Genomic DNA, 3,878 nt, shown 5'->3' on the forward strand with positions numbered 1-3,878 from the left:
CCCGCCGCCCGCGGCGGCTGCTCCGGCGCCGAAGACGGCGGCCAACTCGAACCCGCCCTCCACCTCCCAGGAGGAGGAGGCCGGCGACGTGTCCGAGGTGGACAAGGACGCCCTGGGGCCTCTTCGCGAGCGCATCCGGCCGGTGTCCGGCCACATGTTCCTCAAGAAGGGCCGCTTCGAGATCAGCCCGTCCGCGTCCATCACCATCCGCGACGCGTTCTTCAAGAAGTACCTCTTCGGCGGCACCGTCACCTACTTCCCCATGGAGACGCTGGGCGTGGGCCTGCGCGGCGGCTACGCGCTGAACAGCGTGGCGGGCTCCGCGCAGATCTGCACCTTCACGGAGGGCGAGGGTGGCGACACCCGCGGCTGCCGCGCGCCCTCCAAGGGTGAGCTGGACGGGTATGCGCCCGGCCAGATGACGCTCATGGGCGGCGTGGACGTCCAGTGGGCGCCCATCTACGGCAAGCTGTCGCTGCTGGCGGAGAAGTTCGTCCACTTCGACATGTACGGCGTCGTGGGCGCGTCCGTCGTCCAGTACAAGGGGCCGGCGGAGTCGCTGACGGATGGCACGCCCGCCGCGGGCAGCAAGTCGTACCTCACGGGCGGCGGCAACGTGGGCGTCGGCCTGCGCTTCTTCTTCAACCGGTGGATGACGCTGCGCACGGAGCTGCGCGACCTCATCTACGTGGAGAAGGGCCGCGACCCCACGCCCAACTACCTCCGCAACCAGATCATGTTCGAGCTGGGCCTGTCCTTCTTCTTCCCCTCCGGTTCCTAAAGACTCATGCGCACCCACCGGTTCCTCCGCCTCGCCGTCCTCGGGCTCACGCTCGCGTACACGGCCCCCACGCTGGCCCAGTCCTTCGAAGGGCTGGACCTGGCGGGCCAGTCGAAGAAGAAGAAGAAGGGGTCGTCTTCCAAGGCCTCCTCCAAGAAGAAGACCACCGCCAAGCGCGGCAAGGGCAAGACGGCCGCCCCGGCCGAGGACACCACCGAGTCCTCCACCGCCACGACCGAGCCCGCGCCCATGGGCAACCCGGCCACGCCGCCCGCGGCCGTGACGACGACGCCTGCTCCGGCGGCCACCCCCGCCGCTCCGGCCGCGAAGCCCGCGGCCGCCTCCAAGCCGGCCCCGCAGACCAGCCCCGGCCTGGGCCTGGACCTCACGAGCGACAACGACAAGCCGCCCGCGCCCACGATGACGTTCGACGCGGTGGACGTGTCCGGCAAGACGGCGGACCGCCAGCGCCTGGACGCGGCCATCAGCCTGTTCAAGAACGACGAGTACGAGAAGGCCGCGATGGCGTCCCACGAGCTGTTGGGGGACCCCAAGCTCCAGGGCCTGCACGTCGAGGCGCGCTACGTGCTCGCCAAGTCGCTCTACCGCATGGGGCTGTACCACTCGTCGCTGGGCGAGTTCTCCAAGATCCTCGCTGCGGGCCCGTCCACGAAGTTCTTCAAGACGAGCCTGGAGTGGCTGTTCTTCATCAGCCGAAAGACGCAGAACGAGACGGTCATCCTGGATGAGATCGCCCGGTACGCGAACTACGAGTTCCCGGAGAAGTTCCGCAACGAGTTCCGCTACCTGCTGGCGCGCTACCACTTCGTGCGTGGCCGCGCGTTGGATCAGGTGGGCCAGACGGAGAACGCGGACAAGTCCTTCGAGGAAGTGAAGCGCCTGGCGCTGACCATCCCGCGCACGGATCCGTTCTACCCGCGCGCGAAGTACCTGGAGGGTCTGGCCTTCTTCCGCAACGGCACGAACCACAAGGACGCGGCGGCCAAGCGTGGCAACACGGACGTCATGGCGTCGGTGGAGGCGATGAAGGAAGTGGTGCGCCTCACCCGTCCCATGGTGGGCCGCACCGGCGAGCAGGCGAAGCTGGACAAGTCGCTGCGCGAGCTGGCCTTCATGCAGCTGGCCCGGACGCACTACGGCATGCAGCAGAACCGCTTCTCCATCTTCTATTTGAACAAGGTGGAGCGCGGGAACACGCAGTGGCTGGAGGCCCTCTTCGAGTCCTCCTGGGCCAACTACCGCATCGGCCAGTACGAGCAGGCGCTGGGCAACCTCATCACCCTGTCGTCGCCCTTCTTCCGCGAGGAGTACTTCCCGGAGGCGCTCATCCTGAAGGCGGTCATCTATTACGAGAACTGCCGCTACCGGGAGTCCAACCTCATCCTCCAGGACTTCGAGCGCACCTACCTGCCCGTGCACGACGAGCTGGACGCGCTCGTGAAGAAGAACATGGAGGCCTCCGAGTACTACACGGTCCTCGCGGACGTGCAGAAGAAGAACAAGGACGGCCTGGAGAAGAACGGCACGGACGTGCTCCTGGAGCGCATCCTCCGGCTGGCCCTCACGGATCAGGACCTGAAGAAGACCAACGACTCCATCCTGGAGCTCGAGGGTGAGATGGACCTGTTCTCCAACAAGGGCGACACGTTCAAGTACTCGGAGCTGACCAAGCAGCTGCTCGAAGAGCTCAAGGTCCAGCGCACCAGCCTCATCTCCAAGGCCGGCATCATGGCCAAGGGCAAGCTGGAGTCGGAGCTGGGCGCGCTCAAGCTGCTGCTGGCCAACGGCCTGCGCATCAAGTTCGAGACGACCACCAAGGAGAAGGAGTTCCTGGAGGAGCAGCTCAAGGCGGGCGGCCGCACGGCCATCGTCAAGAAGTACAAGTACTCCGTGGCGGTGGCGGACGATCAGCTCTACTGGCCCTACGAGGGCGAGTACTGGCGTGACGAGCTGGGCACGTACCAGTACACGATGACCAAGGGCTGCATCGAGCGCGACACGGCCAACCGCAACATCCAGTCCGCCGAGGCGATGTAGACGCCTCGCGCTGAGAGTGGGAATCTTCCCGGCCGCCGGAGCGCCCCGTACGCGCGCTCCGGCGGTCTTGTCTTTTCCAACGGTCCCTCGAAGGGACGAGGGAGTGCGAAGTTGGCTCGGGAGGCGTCGCTGCGGGTGGTGTTCGGCATCGCCGTCCTGGACCTCATCGGGTTCGGCATTCTGATTCCGCAGCTGGGCGTGTACGGCGTGCGCTTTGGCGCCTCCCCCTTCGCGGTGGGGCTGCTCGTCGCGGTGTACTCGCTGATGCAGCTGGTGGCGGCGCCCGTGATGGGGCGGCTGTCGGACCGGTTCGGCCGGCGGCCGGTGCTGCTCATCTCCCAGGTGGGGTCCCTGGCGGGCTACGTGCTGTTCGCCTTCGCGCACACGCTGCCCCTGCTGTTCCTGTCGCGCGTCATCGACGGCATCTCCGGCGGCAACGTGTCCACGGCGCAGGCGGTGGTGGCGGACATCACGAAGCCGCATGAGCGCGCGAAGGGCATGGGCGTCATCGGCGCGGCGTTCGGCCTGGGCTTCGTGCTGGGGCCCGCGCTGGGCGGTGTGCTGGGCGCGTGGGGCGGCAACCTGGCCATCGGCCTGTTCGCGGCGGGGCTGTCCGCGCTGAACCTGCTCAACACCTGGTTCTTCCTGCCGGAGACGCGCAAGGCGGGCTCGCCGTCCGCCACGACGCGCACCTTCAAGGGCGCGCTGTCCGTGTTGACGCTGCCCGTCGTGGGCCGGTGCGTGGTGCTGGTGCTGCTCTACACGGCGGCCTTCGCGCAGATGGAGGGCACCTTCTCCGTGTACCTACTGACGCGCTTCCTTTCCTCCGGGCCGGTGCCGCTGGAGGGCGGGTGGCTGGTGCACGCGGTGCATCCGGACGCGGCCATCCTGAAGGAGGCCAGCCTGCGCTCCGGGGCGCTCTTCGCGGTGGTGGGCGTGCTGTCCGCGCTGGTGCAGGGTGGGCTGGTGCGCCGGCTGGTGGCGCCCGGCCATGGCGCGTCCGGCCGGGAGGCGTCTGGTGGCCCGGGGGGCAGGGGAG

General features: G+C 68.0%; 3 protein-coding genes. All 3 read left to right on the forward strand.

Annotated features, from left to right (window positions below; genetic code table 11):
• Positions 1-781, forward strand: a 781-nt coding sequence (locus D7W79_RS39815; RefSeq protein WP_244222240.1) for an outer membrane beta-barrel domain-containing protein, incomplete at its 5' end; no start/stop codon positions are given.
• 6 nt (positions 782-787) lie between these two features.
• Complete coding sequence (gene gltC / locus D7W79_RS39820) at positions 788-2,839, forward strand: adventurous gliding motility protein GltC (protein ID WP_120530432.1); 2,052 nt, start codon at positions 788-790, stop codon at positions 2,837-2,839.
• A 111-nt stretch (positions 2,840-2,950) separates the two neighbouring features.
• Positions 2,951-3,878 (forward strand): MFS transporter (locus tag D7W79_RS39825; RefSeq protein WP_147442299.1); only part of this gene is annotated, 928 nt, incomplete at its 3' end.

Origin of the sequence: Corallococcus exercitus (assembly GCF_003611585.1) — a bacterium.
GTDB classification, from domain to species: Bacteria; Myxococcota; Myxococcia; order Myxococcales; family Myxococcaceae; genus Corallococcus; species Corallococcus exercitus.